15 protein-coding genes and 1 tRNA gene are annotated in these 21,584 nt (G+C 74.0%); 3 read left to right on the plus strand and 13 right to left on the minus strand.

Annotation, left to right across the window (positions count from 1 at the left end; all coding sequences use genetic code 11):
- Positions 1 to 318 precede the first annotated feature (318 nt).
- The gene (locus PGB27_RS05840; protein ID WP_274199398.1) at positions 319 to 1,806 is read right to left on the minus strand and encodes a flavin-containing monooxygenase; all 1,488 of its coding nucleotides are present in this window, start codon (positions 1,804 to 1,806) and stop codon (positions 319 to 321) included.
- An 84-nt stretch (positions 1,807 to 1,890) separates the two neighbouring features.
- Complete coding sequence (gene polA, locus PGB27_RS05845; protein WP_274199625.1) at positions 1,891 to 4,581, minus strand: DNA polymerase I; 2,691 nt, start codon at positions 4,579 to 4,581, stop codon at positions 1,891 to 1,893.
- A gap of 161 nt (positions 4,582 to 4,742) precedes the next feature.
- Here polA and PGB27_RS05850 point away from each other — a divergent pair, with 161 nt between their 5' ends.
- The 3 genes from PGB27_RS05850 to PGB27_RS05860 are packed head-to-tail and all read left to right on the plus strand — an operon-like array spanning position 4,743 to position 9,663.
- On the plus strand, positions 4,743 to 5,186 hold the full coding sequence (locus PGB27_RS05850) for a PaaI family thioesterase (RefSeq protein WP_274199399.1): 444 nt from the start codon (positions 4,743 to 4,745) through the stop codon (positions 5,184 to 5,186).
- Positions 5,187 to 5,226: 40 nt separating this feature from the next.
- Complete coding sequence (locus PGB27_RS05855) at positions 5,227 to 8,025, plus strand: helix-turn-helix transcriptional regulator (RefSeq protein ID WP_274199400.1); 2,799 nt, start codon at positions 5,227 to 5,229, stop codon at positions 8,023 to 8,025.
- Between the two features lie 45 nt (positions 8,026 to 8,070).
- A complete protein-coding gene (locus PGB27_RS05860) occupies positions 8,071 to 9,663 on the plus strand; it encodes an FAD-dependent monooxygenase (protein ID WP_274199401.1) in 1,593 nt (530 codons plus the stop codon).
- Between the two features lie 14 nt (positions 9,664 to 9,677).
- Here PGB27_RS05860 and PGB27_RS05865 read toward each other — a convergent pair whose 3' ends face one another.
- From PGB27_RS05865 to lon, 11 genes are all read right to left on the minus strand, one after another.
- Positions 9,678 to 10,397, minus strand: a complete 720-nt coding sequence (locus tag PGB27_RS05865) for an ABC transporter ATP-binding protein (protein WP_274199402.1) — start codon at positions 10,395 to 10,397, stop codon at positions 9,678 to 9,680.
- Positions 10,394 to 11,275, minus strand: coding sequence for an ABC transporter ATP-binding protein (locus tag PGB27_RS05870; RefSeq protein ID WP_274199626.1), 882 nt, complete (start codon positions 11,273 to 11,275; stop codon positions 10,394 to 10,396). The genes PGB27_RS05865 and PGB27_RS05870 overlap by 4 nt, the downstream gene beginning before the upstream one ends.
- Before the next feature lie 116 nt (positions 11,276 to 11,391).
- Positions 11,392 to 12,597 (minus strand): branched-chain amino acid ABC transporter permease, encoded by a 1,206-nt coding sequence (locus tag PGB27_RS05875; protein WP_274199403.1) that lies wholly within the window; start codon positions 12,595 to 12,597, stop codon positions 11,392 to 11,394.
- Entirely contained in the window at positions 12,594 to 13,538 is a 945-nt protein-coding gene (locus tag PGB27_RS05880) for a branched-chain amino acid ABC transporter permease (RefSeq protein WP_456298473.1), read from the minus strand. The genes PGB27_RS05875 and PGB27_RS05880 overlap by 4 nt, the downstream gene beginning before the upstream one ends.
- 256 nt (positions 13,539 to 13,794) lie before the next feature.
- A complete protein-coding gene (locus PGB27_RS05885; RefSeq protein ID WP_274199404.1) occupies positions 13,795 to 14,994 on the minus strand; it encodes a branched-chain amino acid ABC transporter substrate-binding protein in 1,200 nt (399 codons plus the stop codon).
- Positions 14,995 to 15,178: 184 nt separating this feature from the next.
- Positions 15,179 to 16,369, minus strand: coding sequence for a branched-chain amino acid ABC transporter substrate-binding protein (locus PGB27_RS05890; protein WP_274199405.1), 1,191 nt, complete (start codon positions 16,367 to 16,369; stop codon positions 15,179 to 15,181).
- Between the two features lie 196 nt (positions 16,370 to 16,565).
- Positions 16,566 to 17,195, minus strand: coding sequence for an ANTAR domain-containing response regulator (locus PGB27_RS05895; RefSeq protein WP_274199406.1), 630 nt, complete (start codon positions 17,193 to 17,195; stop codon positions 16,566 to 16,568).
- Positions 17,196 to 17,420: 225 nt separating this feature from the next.
- Positions 17,421 to 17,494 (minus strand) — tRNA-Leu (locus PGB27_RS05900).
- Between the two features lie 152 nt (positions 17,495 to 17,646).
- Positions 17,647 to 18,846, minus strand: coding sequence for a phosphoglycerate dehydrogenase (gene serA / locus PGB27_RS05905; protein ID WP_274199407.1), 1,200 nt, complete (start codon positions 18,844 to 18,846; stop codon positions 17,647 to 17,649).
- Between the two features lie 22 nt (positions 18,847 to 18,868).
- The gene (locus PGB27_RS05910) at positions 18,869 to 19,186 is read right to left on the minus strand and encodes a winged helix-turn-helix transcriptional regulator (RefSeq protein ID WP_274199408.1); all 318 of its coding nucleotides are present in this window, start codon (positions 19,184 to 19,186) and stop codon (positions 18,869 to 18,871) included.
- Position 19,187: 1 nt separating this feature from the next.
- Positions 19,188 to 21,491 (minus strand): endopeptidase La, encoded by a 2,304-nt coding sequence (lon, locus tag PGB27_RS05915; protein ID WP_274199409.1) that lies wholly within the window; start codon positions 21,489 to 21,491, stop codon positions 19,188 to 19,190.
- Between the last annotated feature and the right edge of the window lie 93 nt (positions 21,492 to 21,584).

Consider the following 21,584-nt stretch of genomic DNA (forward strand, 5'->3'; position numbering starts at 1 on the left):
ACGACGCACGACGCGACGGCCGGGAGGAGTCCGGGGCATGCGCTGAACGGACGGGAGCAACGACGGCGCGCGACGCGCCCGAAATTGCGTCCGAAAGAGTCTCGCGGTACGCCGTCCGAAGGGTGGTGTGCCGTACCGCTCGGGGCACCGGGCGGCGACCGGCCGCAGCCCGTGGGCCGGCCGGACCAGGGCAAGCGGACCGAACGCTTCGGACCCGGACGGCCACCGTCGGTGATCGGTCGAGCAGCGCCTCGGTCGTGGTCTACCCACGCGGACGCGGAGCCATACCGAGCGGTCGGTCGCCCTCGGCGGAGGGTGTCAGCCCGCCGCGCGCTCGTCGGCGGCCACCCGGGCGGCGCTCGCCGGCACGAACCGCATCGCCTCGTCGTCGACCCGGCTGCGCCGCAGCGACACCGCGTCGATCGCGTAGTTCATCGCCAGGCGCCACGGCGCCCGCGTGCCCTGCTTCGGCAGCTCGTCGATCGAGCGCTGCACGTAGCCGGCGCCGAAATCGAGGAACGGGGCCTCCTCGACCGACGGGTCCCGCTCGGGGACCGCGACGCCCAGACCGCGGTCGCGCAGGTGGCGCAGGAGCCGCACGACGTACTCGGCCACGAGGTCGACCTTGAGGGTCCACGAGGCGTTCGTGTAGCCGATCATGTACACGAGGTTGGGCACGCCGGAGAGCATCATGCCCTTGTAGGCCATGGTGTCGGGCAGGTGCACCGGCTCGCCGTCGACGACGACCTCGGCGCCGCCGAACATCTGCAGCGTCAGCCCGGTCGCGGTGACGACGATGTCGGCCTCGAGCTCGCGCCCCGAGGTCAGGCGGATGCCGGTCTCGGTGAACGTGTCGATGGTGTCGGTGACGACCTCGGCGTCGCCGCGGCGGATCGCCCGGAACAGGTCCCCGTCGGGGACCATGCACATGCGCTGGTCCCACGGGTCGTACCGCGGGTTGAAGTGGGTGTCGACGTCGTAGCCCTCCGGCAGCGACGACTGCGTCGCCCTGCGCAGCAGGCCGCGCACGAACCGCGGGAAGCGCTGGCTGATCTGGTAGAGCGCGATGATCTGGGCGATGTTCTTCGCCCGCGTCAGCGGGTCGGCGACCGCGCGGGGCAGCCACCGGGACAGGGTCGCCGCGACGGGGTCGGTGCGCCCGATCGAGAGGACGTAGCTGGGCGAGCGCTGCAGCTGCGTGACGTGGGCGGCGGCGCCGTCCCCGTCGAGCATGGCGGGCACGAGCGTCACGGCCGTCGCGCCGCTGCCGATGACCACGACGCGCTTGCCGGCGTAGTCGAGCTCGGGGTCCCACAGCTGCGGGTGCACCACGGTGCCGCCGAAGCGGTCGATGCCCGGCAGCTCCGGGGTGTAGCCGCGGTCGTAGCGGTAGTAGCCGGAGCACATGAGCAGGAACGAGCAGGTCAGCGGCGCCCGCCCGGGGATGTCGAGGGTCCAGCGCTGGGTGTCGGAGTCCCAGGACGCGCGCGTCACGCGGTGCCCGTAGCGGATCTTGCGGTCGACGCCGAACTCCTGCGCCGTCTCCCGGACGTACTCCAGGATCGACGGGCCGTCCGCGAGCGCGGTCGCGCTGCTCCACGGACGGAACCGGTAGCCCAGGGTGTGCATGTCCGAGTCGGAGCGGATGCCCGGGTACCGGAAGAGGCTCCAGGTGCCGCCGAGGTCCTCGCGCGCCTCGAGCACCGCGTAGCGGTGGTCGGGCAGCTCGCGCTCGAGGTGGCAGGCCGTCCCGATCCCGGACAGCCCGGCGCCGACGATGACCACGTCGAGGTGCTCGGTACTCACGCGTACCACCGTAGCGCGTGGTACCGCCGCGTACCAAGTGAGACGCCCGTCGCTCCTGGTGACGCTCGGCAGCACGGCTCGGGCTCAGTGCGCCGCCTGGTCCCAGGAGCGCCCGAAGCCCACCGACACCTCGAGCGGTACGTCGAGCTCGAAGGCCGCGCCCATCTCGCGGCGCACCAGCTCGGTGACCTGTTCCTTCTCCTCCGCCGCGACCTCGAGCACGAGCTCGTCGTGGACCTGCAGGAGCATCCGCGAGCGCAGGCCCTCGTCGCGCAGCGCCTGGTGCACCCCGAGCATCGCGACCTTGATGATGTCGGCCGCGCTGCCCTGGATCGGGGCGTTGAGCGCCATCCGCTCGGCCATCTCGCGACGCTGGCGGTTGTCGCTCGTGAGGTCGGGCAGGTAGCGGCGGCGACCGAGGATCGAGCTGGTGTAGCCGTCCTTGCGCGCCTGGGCGACGACCTGGTGCAGGTAGTCGCGCACCCCGCCGAACCGGGCGAAGTACTCCTCCATCAGCTCCTTGGCCTCGTCGGTGGAGATCCGGAGCTGGGCGGAGAGCCCGTAGGCCGACAGCCCGTAGGCCAGGCCGTAGTTCATCGCCTTGATCTTCGCGCGCTGGGCCGGCGACACCTCGTCCTCGCCGACGGAGAACACCCGCGCCGCCGTGGCGGAGTGGAAGTCGTACCCGGACTGGAACGCCTCGATCAGCGCCTCGTCGCGCGAGAGGTGCGCCATGATGCGCATCTCGATCTGCGAGTAGTCGACGGTCATGAGCTCGGAGAACGCGCCGTCGGCGGAGTCGGACCCGACGACGAAGGTGTCGCGGATGCGCCGGCCCTCCGCGGTGCGCACCGGGATGTTCTGGAGGTTCGGCTCGGTGGAGCTCAGCCGCCCGGTGCGCGCGATCGTCTGGTTGAACGTCGTGTGGATGCGCCCGTCGTCGCTGCACGACTCGAGCAGCCCCTTGACCGTCACCCGCAGCCGCGTGGCGTCGCGGTGCTCGAGGAGGTGCTCGAGGAAGGGGTGCGGGTTCGACTCGTTGAGCGTCTGCAGCGCGTCGGCGTCGGTGGTGTAGCCGGTCTTGGTGCGCTTGGTCTTCGGCATCTGCAGCTCGTCGAACAGCACCACCTGCAGCTGCTTCGGCGACCCGAGGTTGATCTCCTTGCCGATGACGTCGTACGCCTGCTGCGCCGCCGACTGCACGCGCGCCCCGAACTGCGACTCGAGGTCGTGCAGCGCGCTGATGTCGACCGCGACGCCGGCGGCCTCGAGGTCGGCCAGCACCGCGAGCAGCGGCAGCTCCAGCTCGGTGAGCAGCGCCGTGCCGCCGAGCTCGGCCAGGTCGGCGTCGAGCTTGTCGGCCAGGTCGTACACCGCCCGCGCGCGCAGCATCTCGGCCTGGGCGAGCGCGGTGTCGGCCTCCTCCTCGCCCCCGTCGAGGGTCAGCTGGTCACCGCCCTCGGAGCTGTCCTCGACGCGCAGCTCGCGACGGAGGTAGCGCAGCGCGAGGTCGGCGAGGTCGAAGCTGCGCTCGCCGGGACGGGCGAGGTAGGCCGCGAGCGCGGTGTCGCTGGTGACCCCGTCGAGGCGCCAGCCCCGCGCGCGGACCGCGTGGCTCGGCCCCTTGACCTCGTGCCCGGCCTTCGGCACGTCGACGTCGGCGAGCCACGCGGCGAGCGCCTTCTCGTCCGCCTCGTCGACCGCCCGGACGTCGACGTACGCCGACTCGCCGTCGGCCGCGGCGAGCGCGATGCCCTCGAGGTCGCCCGTGCCGTGCGCCCACGTCCCGCGGAACGCGAGGCCGACGCGGCTGCCGTCGCGGGCGTGGTCGGCCAGCCAGTCGGCCACCGCGCCGGTCTCGAGCGCGGCGCCGCGGACCTCGAAGCCCTCCTCGGCCTCCGGCTCCGCCGCGGTGAGCGTGGAGAACAGCCGCTCGCGCAGCACCCGGAACTCGAGGTTGTCGAACAGCTGGTGCACCGCGTCGCGGTCCCACTGCCGGACCACCAGGTCTTCCGGGCCCATGCCGATGCCCTCGACGTCGCGGACGAGCTCGGTGAGCTGGCGGTTGAGCACCACCGACGACAGGTGCTCGCGCAGGGCGTCGCCGGCCTTGCCCCGCACCTCGTCCACCCGGTCGACCAGCGCGTCGAGCGACCCGAACTCGCGGATCCACTTCTGGGCCGTCTTCTCCCCCACGCCCGGGATGCTCGGCAGGTTGTCGCTCGGGTCGCCCCGCAGGGCCGCGAAGTCCGGGTACTGCGCGGGGGTGAGCGTGTAGCGCTCCATGACCTGCTCGGGCGTGTAGCGCACGAGGTCCGACACGCCCTTGCGCGGGTAGAGCACCGTGACGTCGTCGGAGACCAGCTGGAACGCGTCCCGGTCGCCGGTGCAGATCGCCACCGTCATCCCCTGCGCGACCGCCTGCGTCGTCAGCGTCGCGATGAGGTCGTCGGCCTCGTAGCCCTCCACCGCGAGCACCGGGATCGCGAGCGCGGCCAGGATGTCCTTGATGAGGTCGATCTGGCCGCGGAACTCGTCGGGCGTCGAGCTGCGGTTGGCCTTGTAGGCCGCGTAGGTCTCGGCCCGGAAGGTCTGGCGCGAGACGTCGAACGCGACCGCGACGTGGGTGGGCTCCTCGTCGCGCAGCAGGTTGATGAGCATCGACGTGAAGCCGTAGACGGCGTTCGTCGTCTGCCCCGTGGTGGTGTTGAAGTTCTCGGTCGGCAGCGCGAAGAAGGCCCGGTAGGCCAGCGAGTGCCCGTCGAGCAGCAGCAGCCGCCCGCGTCCGCTCGGCGGCGCGTCCGGGGTCGTCTCGGGCTGGCCTGAGGTCGGCGCTGCCGTGCTGGTCGGAGCCACACACCGAGTCTAGGGGCGACCCCTGACACACCCCGGGCGCCCGGGCGGCCCCGCCCCGGGTCCCGCCCTACCCTGCGGGGATGACCAGCTCCTCGGCCCCGGAGTCCGCCGCGGTCCCCGACATCGACGTCCAGTACCCCGACGAGCAGCTCGCGGCGCGGATGGGCATCGAGATCACGGCGTGGGACCCCGACCGGGTCGTCGGCACCATGCCCGTCACCGGCAACCGGCAGCCCTTCGGCCTGCTGCACGGCGGCGCCAACGGCGTGCTCGCCGAGACCCTCGGGTCGACCGCCGCGGCGCTGCACGGCTGGCCCGAGCGGATGCCCGTGGGCCTCGAGCTGAACTGCACCCACCACCGCTCGGCCCTCGACGGGAAGGTCACCGGCGTCTGCACGCCGCTGTCGGTCGGCCGCACGATCGGCACCTTCGAGATCGTCATCAGCGACGACGAGGGGCGTCGCGTCTGCACCGCGAAGCTGACCTGCGTCTACCGCTCGCGCCCGCCGGGGTCCGGCGGCTGAGCCCCTGGTCAGACGCGCACCACCGCGCTGCAATGGGCGGATGGTGGCGCCGCGACGCCCGCTGGTCGGCCGGGAGGCCGAGCGGGCCGTGGTGCGCGCCCGGGTCGACGGGCTGCGCGCGGGCACGGGCGGGACGCTGCTGGTCACGGGCGAGGCGGGCATCGGCAAGTCCCGGCTGCTCGCCGAGGTGGCCGACGTGGCGGCAGGCGCCGGGCTCGGGGTCCTGACCGGCCGCGCGGTCGCGGGGGGCGGCGCGTACCGCGCGCTCGCCGAGGCGCTCGCGCCGTCCCTGCGGGGCGCGCCCCCGCTGGACTCCCCCCGGCTGCGGCCCTTCCGGGCGGCGCTCGCCCGGCTCGTGCCGGGCGCGGGCGTCGACGGGCCGGTCGGGTCACCGGCGGGACCGGCCCTCGACGCGGCCGTCGTCCTGGGCGAGGGCGTGCTCGCCCTGCTCGCCGCCCTCCACCCCGAGGGCGCCGTCCTCGTCCTCGACGACCTGCACTGGGCCGACGCCGACACCCACGACCTGCTGGGCTACCTCGCCGGGGCCGTGTGCCGGGTGCCGGTCGTGCTCGCGCTGGGAGCGCGCGACGACGAGGGTCCGGCGAGCCCGGTGACCACCGCGGACCCCGTGGTCGCGCTCGCGGCGCACCCCGACGTCACCGTCCTGCGCCCGGCCCGCCTCGACGCCGGCCAGGTGGCGGCGCTCGCGGCGTCCGACGGCGCCGGCCGCGCGTCGGTCGCCGACCTGGTGCGCCGGTCCGAGGGCCTGCCCTTCCTGGTCACCGAGCTCCTCGACGCCGGCGACGGGACGGTGCCGCCGAGCTGGGCCGTGCTGGTCGCCCGCCGCCTGGCGACGCTGCCCGCGACCGCGCGGGTGGTGGTCGACGCCGCGGCCGTGGCGCCCGGCGACCCCGACCACCGCCTGCTCGCGGCCGCGACCGGCGTCGTCGAGGACGCCGTGCTCGACGGGCTGCGGGCCGCGGTCGCCGCGGGGCTGCTGGCACCCGCCGTCGACCACCTGACCTGGCGCCACGCCCTGACCCGCGACGCGGTGCTCGCCGCCCTGCTGCCGCCGGACCGCGCCGCCGTCGCCGGGCGGGTGGCCACGGCGCTCGAGGCCCGCGACGCGCCCGGCGACCGGGAGGCGGCCGCCGCCCGCCACGCCGAGTCCGGGGACCACCGGCGCGCCGTCGCGCTCCTGCTCGACCTCGCCCGCCGCGACGCCGACCGCGGCGCCCTCGGCCACGCCGACGAGCTCCTGCGCCGCGCCGAGACCCTGGGCGCGGCCCCCGGCCGCGTCGCCGCCGAGCGGGTGCGGGTCCTGACGCTGCGCGGAGCGGCGGCGGACGCGCTCGCCCTCGGGGAGGCCGCCCTCGGTGACGTCACCGGTGACGAGCACGCCGAGCTGTGCCTGCGCCTGGCCCGTGCCGCCGTGCTCGGTGGGCGCTACGGCGAGGCCGGCGAGTGGATCGGGCGCGCCGCTCGCCCCGACGACCCGCGCTCGCTCGTGCTGGGTGCCGACGCCGCGTTCGGGGCCGGCGCGACCGCCGTCGCCACCCCGCGGGCCCGGGAGGCGGTGGCCGCCGCGGAGGCGGCGCTGGCCCGCGACGGGAGCAGCGAGACCGCCGCGACCCTCTGCGAAGCCCTGCTCGTGCTGGCCCGCTGTGCCGTCGCGTCGCCGGACACGGAGCCCGACACCGACGCCCTCGTGCTCCGCGCGGCGGCGGTGGCCGCCGAGCACGGGCTGACGCCGTGGCGGGTGGAGGCGCTGTTCTCCCTCGGAGCGCGGCGCATGAGCCGGGGCGACTCCGGCGCCGCCGACCTGCACGTGGCGCGGGACCTGGCCGAGCGCCACGGCATGCTCGCCCGCGCCGCCCAGGCCGATCTGCTGCGCGCGGACGCCGCGCTGCACGTCCGCGGGCCGCGGGCGGCGCTGGCCATCCTGCACCCGGCGATCGAGCAGCTCGGCCGCCTGCGGCTCGCCACCCTGCAGGGCACCGCCGAGCTGTTCGCGGCCGCGTCGACGGCGCTCTCCGGCGACCGCGCCGGGGCCGACGCGCTGCTCGCGAGGGCGTACACCCGGGCCGACCTCCCCGCCGACATCGTCGTCCTCGGCCCGCTCGTGCCGGCGCTGACCGCACTGCTCGCCCACGACCTGCCGCGCGCCGCGGACCTCGTCGACCGCGCCGTGCCCGCCGTGCTCGACCACCGCAGCGCCGCACCGGTCCCCTTCTACGGCCTCTGGCCCCTGCTGCGTACCGCCCTCGGCGACCGCGACGCGCAGGCCCGCGACCGCCTGCGCGGGCACCCCGTGCTCGTCGCCGTCCCCAACCGCGCGGCGCTCGTCTACGCCGACGCGATGGCGGCGGGACGCGCCGGACGCGCCGCAGAGGCCGACGCCCTCGTCACCGCGGCCGCCGCAGAGCTCGCGGACTGGCCGTGGTGGCACCGGTTGCTGCGCACGATCGTCCTCGAGGCGGCGGTGCGCGACGGCTGGGGCGACCCGGTGCCCGCGCTGCGCGCCGACCTCGCGGTCCACGAACAGGGCGACGACGCCGGGTCGCGGGCCCTGGCCCGGACGTGCCGTGACCTGCTGCGGGCCGCCGGCGCGCCCACCCGCCGCTCCGGCGACGGGGTGGCCCCGGACCTGCGACGTCTCGGCGTGACCGCACGCGAGGCGGAGGTCCTCGCGCTCGTCGCCGACCACCGCACCAACGCCGACATCGCCGCCCGCCTGCACCTCTCGACCCGGACCGTCGAGACCCACGTGGCCCGGCTGCTGGCCAAGACCGGCACCACGGACCGCGGGGGGCTGCGGAGCTGGGCGTTGGATCGGTAGTCACCACGGACGTGCGGGGCGGGCCGGGCCACCACCCTCGACGGCATGGAGCACACACCCCACGTCCTCGTCGTCGGCGCCGGCCCCGCGGGCCTGGCGACCGCCATCTCGGCCGCGCGCCACGGCGCGCAGGTGCTCGTCGTGGAACGACACCGCAGCACCTCGATCCATCCGCGGGCCTCGGGGCTCAGTACGCGGACCATGGAGATCTTCCGCGCCTGGGGCGTCGCCGACGCCGTCCGCGCCGCGAGCTCGACCGTGATCGCGCGCAGCGCCACCGGGGTGACCCTCGCCGACGGCGAGCTCACCGAGGGCACGCTCGGCTTCCCGTTCCCCCGCGAGGCGCTGGCCGTCAGCCCGACGTACCCGGCCTGCTGCGCCCAGGACCACCTCGAGCCGATCCTGCTCGAGGCGGCTCGCGCGGCGGGCGTCGAGGTGCGGTTCGACACGGAGCTCACCGACCTCGCCGTCGACGACGGCGGCGCGTGGGCCCGGGTGCAGGACACGGTCACCGGCGCGCCGGACACCGTGCGCAGTCGTTTCGTCGTCGGCGCCGACGGGCCGCGCAGCCGCGTGCGCACCGCCCTCGGGATCGCCACCGAGCCCCTCGGGGGCCTGGGCCCCGCGGCCCAGGTGCTCTTCCGCGCCGACCTCTCCGGTGTCCTCCGCGGCCCGCGCCACGCGCTGTACTGGCTGACGCACCCGGAGGGCACGGGTCTGCTCATCGCCTTCGGGACCGCGGCCGGGACCGACCGCTGGGGCTTCGCCCGCCTCGGCGTCAGCCCGGACGCCGTGCCCACCGACGCGGAGTGGGTCGCGATGCTGCGCGCCGCGACGGGGGTGCCGGACCTGGAGCCCGAGCTGCTCGGCACCGCCGCGTTCGACCTCGCCGCCGAGCTCGCGAGCGCCTCGCGGGCGGGCGCGGCGTTCCTCGTCGGGGACGCGGCGCACCGCATGACGCCGATCGCCGCCGTCGGGCTGAACACCGCCGTGCACGACGGGCACGACCTGGGCTGGAAGCTGGCCTGGGCGGCGCGGGGCCGCGCCGGCGAGGGACTGCTCGCGAGCTACGTCTCCGAGCGCCGGCCGGTCGGCGAGCGCAACGCGCGCCGCTCGGTGCGGGCCGGCGAGACCGACCCCGCCGACGGCATGGTCGGCGACCTGGGCACCCGGTACGCCGACCATGCGCTCGTCGATCCGTCGCGGCTCAGCGCGGCCCCCGGCGAGCGGGCCCCGCACGTGTGGGTCCACGTCGACGGTCGGCGGCGCTCGACGCTCGACCTCTGGGACGGGCGGTTGACGCTCGTCACGGCCGAGGAGTCCTGGCGGCGGGCGGCCGCCGCGGTCGGCGTGGACGCGCCGCACCTCGACGACCCCGACGGCCGGCTGGCCCGGCGCTACCGGCTCGAGGGCGGCGGCGCGGTGCTCGTCCGTCCCGACGGCCACGTCGCCTGGCGCCACGACGCCGTCGACCCCGACCCCGTCACCGCCCTCGACGCCGCGGTGGCCGGGACCCTGGGGCTCGGGTCCGGGCCTGCAGCGAACGCCCTATCGGCGTGCTCCCCTGGACTCGCTGCCTCTACGCGCACGAACTCCCCGTTCGTCCCGTCCGAGGGCGAGCCGGTGCCCGTGGCCTGAGCGCGCGTCGCTCCTCAGCTGACCCCGAGGTAGGCGTCCTGGATCGTCGGGTCGGCGAGGAGCTCCGCCCCGGTGCCCGAGCGCGTGACCTCGCCGGTCTCCATGACGTAGGCCTCGTGCGCGAGCCCGAGCGCCTGGGTGGCGTTCTGCTCCACGAGCAGCACCGTCGTGCCCTGCGCGTTGATCTCCTCGATGACCCGGAAGATCTGCGCGATGAACTGGGGCGCGAGCCCCATCGACGGCTCGTCGAGCAGCAGCAGGCGCGGGCGGGCCATGAGCGCGCGGCCCATGGCGAGCATCTGCTGCTCGCCGCCCGACAGCGTGCCGCCGGCCTGGGAGCGGCGCTCGGCCAGGCGCGGGAAGAGCTCGTAGACCCGCTCGAGGTCGGCGGCGAACTCCGGGCTGCGCCGGTCGCTGCGCAGGTAGGCGCCCATGTCGATGTTCTCGGCCACCGTCATGCCCGGGAAGATCCCGCGGCCCTCGGGCACCTGGCTGATGCCCTTGGCGACCCGCAGGTCCGCCCGGATCGCGGTGAGGTCCTCGCCCTCGAAGCGCATCGTGCCGGACTGCAGGCCGAGGATCCCCGAGATCGCCTTCATCGTCGTCGTCTTGCCCGCGCCGTTCGCGCCGATGAGCGCGACGATCTGGCCCTCCTCGACGCGCAGGGAGATCCCGCGCAGGGCCTGGATCCGCCCGTAGGCGACGTGCACGTCCTCCAGCTCGAGCATGCTCATGCGTCCTCCTCCCCCGCGCCCGCCGGGGCGTCCTCGACCGCGCCGCCCAGGTACGCCGAGATGACCGCGGGGTCGCGGCGGACCTCGTCGGGCAGGCCGTCGGCGATCTTGCGGCCGAAGTCGAGCACGACGAGGCGGTCGGTCACGCCGAGCACCACGCGCATGTCGTGCTCGACGATGACCACCGTGTAGCCGTCGTCCCGGATCTTGAGGATGAGCTCGGAGAGCGCGTCCTTCTCCGACGCCGAGAAGCCGGCCGCCGGCTCGTCGAGGCAGAGCAGCTTCGGCTCCGTCGCGAGCGCGCGGGCGATCTCCAGACGCCGCTGGTAGCCGTACGGCAGCGCGGTGGCCTTGTCGGCGGCGCGGTCGGCGATGCCGACGAACTCGAGCAGCGCCATGGCCTTCTCCACCGCGTCGCGCTCCTCGCGGCGGTGGCGCGGCAGCCGCAGCAGCGCCCCCGGCACCGACGTCCGGTGCCGCGCGTCGGTGCCGACGACGACGTTCTCCAGCGCGGTCATCGCGCCGAAGAGCCGGATGTTCTGGAACGTGCGCGCGACGCCGGCCTGGATGATCCGGTAGCGCTTCATCCGCGCCAGCGACCGGCCCTCGAGCAGGACGTCGCCCGAGGTCGGCCGGTAGACGCCGGTCATGATGTTGAAGCACGTGGTCTTGCCGGCACCGTTCGGGCCGATCAGCCCGAGGATCTCGCCACGCCTGACGTCGAAGCTGACGTCGTCGAGCGCCGTGAGGCCTCCGAAGCGCACCGTGAGGCCGTCCACCGCGAGCAGGGTCTCCCCCTGCGCGACGGCGAAGTCGCGGGCCGGGGCGACGCTCGCCGACACCGCCGCGTCGTGCTCGGCGCGCTCGGCGGCGCCCATGTGCTCGAGGGACTCGAGGATGCCCTCCTCGGAGGGCGGCACGTCCAGGCTGGTCGACGTGCTCTCGTGGGTCGCCCCCACCGGGGTCGCGCTCCGCTGCACGTCGTCTCCTGCGCTCATTCCCCACCTCCGCGCGGCGAGGTGCCCGCGTGGTCGTCGGGTGTGGTCTCCGGGAGGTCGCCGCGCGCCCGCGACGACGCCGAGAGCCCGCTCGGCGCCACCGCCGCCCCGGCCCCGAACAGCTTCCGGTACGCCTGCCGGCCGTAGGTCAGCAGGTGCTGGCGCATGCCGAGCAGGCCCTGCGGGCGGAAGATCATCAGCACGATCAGGGCGATGCCGAAGACCAGGAACCGGTACTGCGGCTCGAACTGGAACCGGTCGGGGATGTAGGAGACGAGGAACGCGCCGACGATGACGCCGACCTTGTTGCCCTGGCCCCCGAGCACCACCGCGGCGAGGTAGAGGATCGAGGTCGTGACGTCGAAGCGCTGGTTGTTGACGTAGCCGACCTGCGCGGCGAACAGCGTGCCGGACAGGCCGCCCACGGCGGCGCCGATCGCGAACGCCCAGATCTTGAAGCGGTACGTCGGCACGCCCGAGAGCTCCGCGGCGTCCTCGTCCTCGCGCACGGCGATCCACGCGCGCCCGACCCGCGAGCGCTCGAGGTTGCCCATGAACAGCAGCACGATGACGATGATGATCACCGCGAGCCAGTAGAAGCCCAGCGCGTCGGTCTGGCTGAAGATCGGGGTGCCGTCCGGGAACTCGCCGCCGGGGCGGGCGATGTTCTGGAAGCCCCGGTTGCCGCGCAGCGGGTCGACGTTGTCGGCGAGCAGCCGCACGATCTCGCCGAAGCCCAGCGTGACGATCGCGAGGTAGTCGCCGCGCAGGCGCAGCGTCGGGGTCCCGAGGATGACGCCGGAGATCATCGTGACCACCATCGCGATCGGCACGATGACGAGCCACGGGTAGCGCACGCCCAGCTCGGAGTCGGGGCTCGAGAGCAGCGCCGCGGTGTAGGCGCCGATGGCGAAGAACCCGACGTAGCCGAGGTCGAGCAGGCCCGCCTGGCCGATGACGACGTTGAGCCCGATCGCGATGAGCGCGAACACCGCCGCGTTGAACAGCGAGATCGGGAAGTCGGTGTACGGCTCGGTGGTGATGATCGGCGGGTTGAGCACCGGCAGGGCGAGCAGGAACAGGACGACCGGGACCATGTAGGCCCACTGGACGGGCCGGCTCTGCCCGTTCCACCAGTGCGACACGGCGGCGAAGCGGGCTCGCACCGATGGTCCAGCTTCGCTGCGCTTCGTGTCCGTCATGCGCGCGACCTCGCCAGCGACTCCCCCAGGATGCCCGTCGGGCGGAACATGAGGACGAGCACGAGCAGGACGAACGCGACGACGTCGCGCCAGTCGCCGCCGAACAGGCTCTGCCCGTAGTTCTCGGCCACGCCCAGGATGAGGCCGCCGAGCAGCGCCCCGCGCAGGTTGCCGATGCCGCCGAGCACCGCGGCCGTGAACGCCTTGATGCCGAGCAGGAAGCCGCCGTTGTACACCGCGCCCTGCGGGATCGTCATGAGGTAGAAGAGCGCGGCCACGCCGGCGAGGACGCCGCCGACCAGGAACGTGATCATGATGACCCGCTCGCGGTTGACGCCCATGAGCGTCGCCGTCGCCGGGTCCTGCGCGACCGCCCGGATGCCGCGACCCAGCCGGCTGCGGTTCACGAACTGGTCGGCGACCACGAACATCGCGATCGAGGCCAGGATGATGACGATCTGCAGGTTCGTCACCGGCGCGCCGAAGATCGTGAACACGGGCGACGGCGGCAGCAGGCGGATCGTGCCCTCGGGGTTCGAGCCCCGCACGATGCGGATGACCTGCTGGATCGCGAACGACGCACCGATCGCGGTGATGAGGAACGCGAGGCGCGGCGCGTTGCGCCGTCGCAGTGGTCGGTAGGCCACCCGTTCCAGGCCGACCGCGGCGATCCCGGCGACCACCATCGCCACGATCCCCGCGAGGATCAGGTCGAGGATGATCGCGGCCAGCGGCAGGTTGGGCAGCGCGCCCGGCTCGAACCCGAGCCCGAGGAACGTCAGGTAGACCCCGAACACGCCGATCACGAAGATCTCGGAGTGCGCGAAGTTGATCAGCTGCAGCACGCCGTAGACCAGCGTGTAGCCCAGGGCCACGAGCGCGTAGATGCTGCCGTAGGCGAGCCCGTTGATCGTGTTCGCCCAGAACCGGTCGATCAGCAGACCGACGTCGAAGTTGATCCAGGCCTCGGTGTGCACGACCAGCGGCGTGAGCACGGCCGGGTCGAGGACGGTGGAGATGACGCGCTCCCCGGGGGCGTCGGGCGCCCGCACGGGGCGGGCACGGGGGGATGGACGGGAGTGTCCCTCGCGGGCGGCGCCGGTCGGGAGACGGGTGGATCACGGTGTCCGACACCCGACGGCCGCGCCCCCGCGCGACGCTGCGCGGGGACGCGGCCGAGTGTGCCGGACGGGTCGGTCAGATCTGGCTGTCCGTGACGATCGCGTTGCCCTGGACGCGGTACATCCAGACCGGCGTGTTCGTCAGCTCGCCGGTGGGGCTCCACTGGAAGAACTTCGTGAGGCCCTGGCCCTGGTAGTTGCGGACGTGGTTGAGCAGCCCGGCGCGGTCGGCGATGCCCTGGTCGAGACCCCGCAGCAGGATCGTCGTGGCGTCGTACGACTCGGCCGAGTAGGTCTGCGGCGGGACGCCGAAGGCCTGGCGGTAGGCGTTCGTGAAGTCGGTGAAGCCCTCCTGCGGCACGCACGGGCAGGACAGCAGCGTGCCGTCGGCCGAACCGGCCGCGTTGACGACGTACTGCTCGTCCTTCACGCCGTCCGGGCCGATGAAGGTGGTCTGCACACCGGCGTCACGCAGCTGCTGGATCAGCGGCGCGGCCTCCTGGTAGTAGCCCGAGTAGAAGATCGCCTGCGGGTTGGTCTGCTGGACCTGGCCGATGATGGCCGAGAACTCGCGCTGGTTGGTCTTCACGTCGATCTGGCAGCCGGCTGCCGGGCCGAGCACCTGGCTGACCTGGGTGGCCAGACCGATGCCGTAGTCCGAGTCGTCCTTGATGACGCAGACGTTCTGGGCGTTGAGCCGCTGCTGGATGTAGCGGGCGACCGCCGGGCCCTGGACGGCGTCGTTGCCGAGGCCGCGGAAGAAGTTCGTCCAGCCGTTCTGCGTCAGGCTCGGGTTGGTGGCCGACGGGGTGATGTTGACCAGGCCGGCCGCGTTGAGGGCCGGGCCGACGGCCCGCGACTCGCCGGAGAACGGCAGGCCCACGATGCCGAGGACGGCCGGGTTGTTGATCAGCGCCGTGGTGGGGCCGACCGCGGTGTCCGGGGTGCCGCCGGTGTCGGCGCGCACCAGGGTCACCTGGCAGTTCGGGTTGGCCTGGTTGTGCTGGTCGACCGCGAGCTGCGCGGCGTTCACGATCGCGATGCCCAGGGCGGCGTTCTGCCCGGCGATGGTGCCCGCGTACCCGATCGACGTGCCCGGCGCGCAGCGCCCCTGACCGTTGCCGGCGGGCAGCTCCGCGTTGGTCGGCTGGCTCGGCGCACCGGCCGCCGGTCCTCCGCCCTGTTGCTCACCGCCCCCCTGGTTGGCGCAGCCGCTGAGGACCAGCGCCACCGCCGCCACGAGCGCACCCGCGGCTGCGAGCCGTCGTCGGATCACGTCCACCTCCGTCACCTGCTGTCAGGATTCTCGTCGGGTCCGCGTGATCGCTCGCCCGGTCGGGTGTGGAAGGTATAGGCGTGCGGCGGCGCTCGCGCAAGCGGCGGGGCCGTCGTGTTCGGACCGTGACGTCCGATCAGGACGGAGATCCGCTCGTGACGGTTGGAGATCCGCTGGTCGGGGCTCAGTCGGCGGGGCCGACGACCGACCAGCCACCGGCCTGCACGCGGTACACCGTCACCGCGTCGCGGCTGACGTCGCCGAAGCGGTCGAAGGACAGCGGCCCGGTCACGCCGTCGCCGTGGAAGCCCTGGACGGCGCGGACCATCTCCGGGCGCGCTGCGGGGCTCCACTCGCCGTCGTCGCCCAGGGTGCGGACGGCGGAGTCGACGAGGACGTTGGCCGCGTCGAACGTGAAGGCCCCGTACGAGCCGATGCTCTCGGGGTAGCCGGCGCGGCGGTAGGCGTCGACGAAGTCCCGCGCGGCCGGCAGCGTCTCCGGCGGCGGGCCCACCGACGTGCCGAGGTCGCCCTCCCGGCCCCCGGCGGTGACGAAGCCGGGGTTCACGATGCCGTCGCCGCCCATGACGGGTGCGGTGACGCCGCCCGCGGCCAGCGCGGCCGACAGGGGCCCGCCCTCGGGGTACTCGCCGCCGTAGAAGACCGCGTCCGGCCGGGCGGCGGCGACGCGCGAGACCACCGCGTCGCGGGGCGACCCGGGCGGGGCGGTGACGCGGACGGCCACCTGGCCGCCCTCGGTGGCGAGCTGCTTGGCGAACTCCTCGGCGATGCCCTCACCGTAGGTCTTGCCGTCGGAGACGACGGCGACGCGGCGCCGGTCCTCGACGCGCGTCAGGTAGGTCGCGGCGGCGGGGCCCTGCACGGCGTCGGTGGCGACGGTGCGGAAGAACGTCTGGTACTGCCGCAGCGGCGCGGTCACGGCGTTGGCGCCCCGGGTCAGCGACGTCGCGGTGCTGCCCGGTGAGATCTGTACGACGCCCGCGTCGCTGAGCACCGGCTGGATGGCCTGCGCCACCGAGGAGTTGAAGGGCCCGAGCACGCCGATGAGCGACGGGTCCTGCGCGAGCGTCCGGGCGGCCGCGGCGCCGGTCGCCGGGTCGGCGCGGTCGTCCTGGCTCTGCACGGCGAGGTGGTAGCCGGGCACGGCGCAGCGCGCGTTGGCCTGGCTCACCGCGAGGTCGGCGGAGTTCTTCATGCCGAGCCCGACCGAGGCCAGCTCCCCGGACAGCGGCGCCACGAGCCCGACGACGAGCGTGCCGCGGCTGGTGTCGCAGTCGCCGCCGTCGCCCGACGACCCGCCCGCGCCCCCGCACCCGGCGAGGAGGACGACGGCGGCGGAGAGCGCCGCGACCATGCCGAACCGACGTCGCCGTCGCGCGCCCACTCGCCTCAACCCCTCGCCGTCCGGTGCGTGGCGAGGGCCCACGGTAGGTCACGGCGGAGCGACCGCCGCGCAGGGGACGGTAGGGACGCGTCTGTCCTGGTCAGTGCGTCAGCAGGCTGCTGGGCGAGCGCCTGTCACCCGGTCGGGGCACTCACGCTGCGTACTGTCAGCCGAACGTCTCGACCACCGCGTCGGCGACGGCCCTCATGGTGGTGCGCCGGTCCATGGCGGTGCGCTGGATCCAGCGGAAGGCGTCGGGCTCCGACATCTTCTTCTTGGCCATGAGCAGGCCCTTGGCGCGCTCGACGGCCTTGCGGGTCTCGAGCCGCTCGGTGAGTCCCGCGACCTCGGCCTCCAGCGCGGTGACCTCGGCGAACCGCGACGCGGCCAGCTCGATGGCCGGCACCACGTCGGTCTTGGAGAACGGCTTGACCAGGTAGGCCATCGCTCCCGCGTCACGCGCGGACTCGACGAGCTCGCGCTGGCTGAACGCGGTGAGCATGACGACCGGCGCCAGCCGCTCACCCGCGATGGTGCGCGCGGCCTCGAGCCCGTCGGTACCGGGCATCTTGATGTCCATCATGATCAGGTTCGGACGGAGCTCGCGGGCGAGCCGCACGGCCTCCGCCCCGTCGCCGGCCTCGCCGACGACCTCGTAGCCCTCCTCGCGCAGCATCTCGACGAGGTCGAGGCGGATGAGGGCCTCGTCCTCCGCGACCACGACGCGCAGTCCGGCGGGGACCTGGCCCTCCGGAGCGCTCGCGGTCTCGCTGATGGTGTCGGCCGACTGGCTCATGAGCGGCTCCTCGGTGATCGCCTCGTCGCGCCGCCCTCGTCGGGCCGCCCCGGTGAGACCTGGGAGGAACGGCCGACCTGCCCGGGGCCGCGGCCGGAGGGCCGGCGACGACCGTCGGAGCAGGCCGTTTCGATTCAGGAGCGTACCTGCCGGGACGGGATCCCCCGACGGTGACGCTTGCCTCCTGAGCACGCCGTAACGCGCGCCGGCAGGGAGATCTGCCGGTGCCCCCGGTGGGATTCGAACCCACACTGTATGGATTTTGAGTCCATCGACTCTGCCGATTGGTCTACAGGGGCGGACCGAATGGTCCAGTAGCTTTGCGTCGGACCGCGCTCCTCGGTCCGCGCCAGCATAGAGGGCGCCCACCGAGGCTCCCGGGGCCCGCTCAGCGCGTCGAGCGGGCGCCCGTCATGGTCGCCAGGACCTGTCGATCACGACGGGCGCACCCTCACGACGCCCAGGTCCGCAACCAGACCGTGTGGGACGACTGCCGCAGGTCCGACAGCGCCTCGTCCGGGATGGCGCTGTCGGTGTCGGTGAGCACGTAGCCGCGCTCGCCGCGCGTCGCGAGCGCCTGGCTGACGACGTTGACGCCGTGGTCGATGAGGACCTGGTTCATCCCCGCCAGGACACCCGGGGTGTTGGTGTGCAGGAAGCCGGTGCGGAAGGCCTTGGGGGCGGCGGGGAGCGCGACCTCCGGGAGGTTCACCGACAGCGCGGTGACGCCCGTGGTCACGAAGTTGAGCAGCTTGCCGCTGACGAAGTGCCCGATCTCCTCCTGCGCCTCCTGCGTGGAGCCCCCGACGTGCGGGGTGAGGATGACGTTGTCGAGCCCGCGCAGCGGCGACTCGAAGGCGTCGCCCTGGGCCTTCGGCTCGATCGGGAAGACGTCGATCGCGGCGCCGGCGAGGTGCCCGGACAGGATGTGCTCGCGCAGCGACTCGTCGTCGATCACCATGCCGCGCGAGGCGTTGATGAAGATCGAGCGCGGCTTCATCTGGGCGAACTGCTCGGCGCCGAAGAGGCCGGCGTTCCCGGGACGGCCGTCGACGTGCAGGCTCACGATGTCGGCCTCGGCCAGCAGCGCCTCGAGCGAGTCGACGCGGCGGGCGTTGCCGTGGGCGAGGCGGTCGGCGGTGTCGTAGAAGATGACGCGCAGGCCGACGGCCTCGGCCATGTTGCCGAGCTGGGTGCCGATGTTGCCGTACCCGACGATGCCGAGCGTGCGCCCGCGGAACTCGTGGCTGCCGCGCGCGGACTTGTCCCAGATGCCCTCGTGCATGCGCTGCGTCTTCTCCGGCAGCCGCCGCACCAGCGCGATGATCTCGCCGAGCACCAGCTCGACGACGCTGCGCGTGTTGGAGAACGGCGCGTTGAAGACCGCGACCCCGCGCTCGGCTGCGGCGGGGAGGTCGACCTGGTTGGTGCCGATGCAGAAGCAGCCGACGGCCAGCAGGTCCTTGCCGGCGTCGAGGACATCGGCGGTGATCGTGGTGTTGGACCGGATGCCGAGCAGGGACACCCCGGGCAGGGCGTCGACCAGCTCGGGGCCGCTCAGGGACGACGAGCGCACGTCGACCTCGAAGCCCCGGGCGCGCAGGGCGTCCGCGGCCACCGGATGGATGTTCTCGAGGAGCAGCACCTTCACGCCGTGAGCGTAGGACCCCCCGTCAACGGGGTCGCCGGTCGCGGCTGCACGTGGTCAGCGCCTCCAGGAGCGGGGCGAGGCGCCGGCCCTCGGCGGAGAGGGCGTACTCGGTGCGGGGCGGGCGGGTGTCGAGCACCCGCCGCTCGATGAGCCCCGCCGCCTCGAGGTCGGCCAGGCGCGCCGCGAGCGTCGCGGGCGGCACCTGACCGAGGGCCTGCTCGAACTCCGAGAACCGGACCGCACCGAGGTGCGCGGCGTAGAGCACCGAGAGCGACCAGCGTCGCTCCAGCAGTGCCGTCAGCGCGCGCACCTCGGGCGGTACCGGCTCCCGTGAGCACATGTCAGGCGGCCATCCCGAGCGCCGGCTCGGGAGCCGGCTCCAGCGCCACCGACAGGACCTCGTCGATGGTCATGGACGGGTGGAACTCCAGCTGCTCGGCGACGTCGGCGGGGACGTCGTCGAGGTCGGCGCGGTTGCGCTCCGGGACGACGATCTGCGTCAGGCCCGCCGCGTGCGCGGCCAGCACCTTCTGCTTCACGCCGCCGATCGGCAGCACGCGACCCTGCAGCGTCAGCTCGCCGGTCATCGCCACCGTGTGGCGCACCGGGCGGCCGGTCAGCAGCGAGACCAGCGCCGTCGCCATGGTGACGCCGGCCGACGGCCCGTCCTTCGGGATCGCGCCCGCGGGGACGTGCACGTGGAACGAGCGCCCCGTGAACGCGTCCTCGGCGATGCCCAGCTCCGCGGCGTGCGAGCGCACCCACGACAGGGCGATCCGGGCCGACTCCTTCATGACGTCGCCGAGCTGCCCGGTCAGGACCAGGCCCTCGTCGCCCGCCATCCCGGCGGCCTCGATGAACAGGACGTCGCCGCCCGCGCCGGTCACGGCCATGCCGGTCGCGACGCCGGGCACCGCGGTCCGCTCGACGGCCTCGGTGAAGACCCGCTGCCGCCCCAGGTGCCTGCGCACCACGTCGGTGTCCACGACGACCCCGGCCGAGCCGGACGCGATCTCCGTGGCGATCTTGCGGGTCAGCTTGCCCAGCTCGCGGTCGAGCTGGCGGACGCCGGACTCGCGGGTGTACTCCGACACCACGAGGCGCAGCGCCGACTCGTCGGCGGTCACGTCGTCCACCGTCAGACCCGCGCCGCGGATCTGCCGCGGGAGCAGGTGGTCCCGCGCGATCGCGACCTTCTCCTCGACGGTGTAGCCGTCGAAGGAGATGACCTCCATGCGGTCGAGCAGCGGGCCCGGGATCGTGTCGAGCTGGTTGGCCGTCGCCAGGAACACCACCTGCGAGAGGTCGATCTCGACGTCGAGGTAGTGGTCGCGGAACGCGTGGTTCTGCGCCGGGTCCAGGACCTCCAGCAGCGCGGCGGACGGGTCGCCGCGCCAGTCGGCGCCGACCTTGTCCACCTCGTCGAGCAGGATCACCGGGTTCATCGTGCCCGCGTCGCGCAGCGCCCGCACCAGACGCCCGGGCAGGGCGCCGACGTACGTGCGCCGGTGGCCGCGGATCTCGGCCTCGTCACGGACACCGCCGAGCGACATCCGGACGAACCGCCGGCCCATCGCGCGGGCCACGGACTCGCCGATCGACGTCTTGCCGGTGCCGGGCGGCCCGACCAGCGTCAGGATCGTCCCTGCCTTCCCGTCGTCCTCGACGCCGCGGTCACGGCGCAGCTTGCGGACGGCCAGGTACTCGACGATGCGGTCCTTGACGTCCTCGAGGCCCGTGTGGTCGGCGTCCAGGACGCCGCGCGCGGCCGCCGGGTCCAGCTGCTCCTCGGAGCGCTCCGCCCAGGGCAGGGCGAGCAGCCAGTCGAGGTAGGTCCGGATCATCGACGACTCGCCGGACTGGTCGCCGGCGCGCTCCAGGCGGGCGAGCTCGCGCTCGGCCTGCTCGCGCACGTGGTCCGGCATGCCGGCCTCGGCGATCTTCGTGCGGTAGTCCTCGCCGGAGCCCGTCTCGTCGGAGCCCTCGCCGAGCTCCTTGCGGATCGCCTCCAGCTGGCGGCGCAGCACGTACTCGCGCTGCTGGCGCGCCGCGCCGGACTCGACGTCCTCGCGCAGCGACTTGCGCACCTGCAGCTCGGCGAGTCGCTCGCGCTGCAGGCGCAGGGCGAGCTCCAGGCGCTCGCGGACGTCCAGCGTCCCGAGCAGGGCCACCTTGTCGTCGTACGGGATCTCCGGCGCCCAGCCCGACGTGTCGGCCAGGGCCCCGGGCTCGTCGATGCCGCGCAGCACCGCCGACACCCGCCCGTCGTCACCGCGCAGCTCGAGGATCTCCTCGACCACCGCGCGGTACGTCGTCTCCAGCTCGCGGATCCGGCCGTCGCGCTCCACCGCGTCCGGGTGGGCCTCCACCTCCACGCGGAGGTGGCCCTCGTCGTCGGTCCGGCCCGTGCCCGCCCGTCCGCGGTGGACGCCGGTCAGCTGGACCGCCGTCACCCCGTTCGGCAGGCGTGTGCGTCCGCCGACGTCGGCGACCGTGCCGACCGCGGCGAACGTCCCCTCGTGACGCGGGACGAGCAGGACCTGCTCGCCCGCCTCGACCGGCCCCACCTCGGCGGCCGGCACCACCACGGTCATCCCCGGGAAGACCACGTTGTCGTCGACGGGGACCAGCAGCAGCTCGGTCATCTCGTCACCCCATCACTCGTGCTCGATAGTAGCTACAAGCGTTGAAGTGGCTACGGGTATTCCAGCGTCTCGCCGACGCGTGCGCCGACGCGG

Origin of the sequence: Actinomycetospora lemnae (assembly GCF_028737315.1) — a bacterium.
GTDB lineage: Bacteria > Actinomycetota > Actinomycetes > Mycobacteriales > Pseudonocardiaceae > Actinomycetospora > Actinomycetospora lemnae.

Coding starts and splice junctions, on each gene's coding strand:
- PGB27_RS05860 (WP_274199401.1), top strand. CDS start 8,071: ATGGAGCACACACCCCACGTCCTCGTCGTCGGCGCCGGCCCCGCGGGC.
- PGB27_RS05895 (WP_274199406.1), bottom strand. CDS start 17,195: ATGAGCCAGTCGGCCGACACCATCAGCGAGACCGCGAGCGCTCCGGAG.
- PGB27_RS05875 (WP_274199403.1), bottom strand. CDS start 12,597: ATGACGGACACGAAGCGCAGCGAAGCTGGACCATCGGTGCGAGCCCGC.
- lon (WP_274199409.1), bottom strand. CDS start 21,491: ATGACCGAGCTGCTGCTGGTCCCCGTCGACGACAACGTGGTCTTCCCG.
- PGB27_RS05850 (WP_274199399.1), top strand. CDS start 4,743: ATGACCAGCTCCTCGGCCCCGGAGTCCGCCGCGGTCCCCGACATCGAC.
- PGB27_RS05865 (WP_274199402.1), bottom strand. CDS start 10,397: ATGAGCATGCTCGAGCTGGAGGACGTGCACGTCGCCTACGGGCGGATC.
- PGB27_RS05870 (WP_274199626.1), bottom strand. CDS start 11,275: ATGGGCGCCGCCGAGCGCGCCGAGCACGACGCGGCGGTGTCGGCGAGC.
- PGB27_RS05890 (WP_274199405.1), bottom strand. CDS start 16,369: ATGGTCGCGGCGCTCTCCGCCGCCGTCGTCCTCCTCGCCGGGTGCGGG.
- PGB27_RS05910 (WP_274199408.1), bottom strand. CDS start 19,186: ATGTGCTCACGGGAGCCGGTACCGCCCGAGGTGCGCGCGCTGACGGCA.
- PGB27_RS05855 (WP_274199400.1), top strand. CDS start 5,227: ATGGTGGCGCCGCGACGCCCGCTGGTCGGCCGGGAGGCCGAGCGGGCC.